The 233-nt window shown below is 36.5% G+C and carries 1 protein-coding gene; it reads left to right on the plus strand.

What is annotated here, in order from left to right:
* A partial coding sequence (locus tag AAEY75_RS17245; protein WP_352260407.1) for a hypothetical protein occupies window positions 1-206 on the plus strand: 206 nt, incomplete at its 5' end.
* Window positions 207-233 lie beyond the last annotated feature (27 nt).

Below are 233 nucleotides of genomic sequence, written 5' to 3' on the forward strand. Positions count from 1 at the left end.
TTATTGGCCTATCCGCTTTCTACAAAACAGACGATTCAATTAATGAATTAATATCCCTATTAGTTTCAGAGTCTGAAAATTTAAGTTCAATAATTTCACTTTCTAAAGCTATTCCCCAGCAGGTAATTGATATGGGTTTATTAAACGGCTTGCCGTTTAATGTAAGGCCTAACTTCAAGGTTAATTTGGAAATCACAAGCCAATAGGCCGAAGCCCGCGAAGCGGTAGAATAT

Origin of the sequence: Psychrobacter sp. TB55-MNA-CIBAN-0194 (genome assembly GCF_040309505.1) — a bacterium.
GTDB lineage: Bacteria > Pseudomonadota > Gammaproteobacteria > Pseudomonadales > Moraxellaceae > Psychrobacter > Psychrobacter fozii.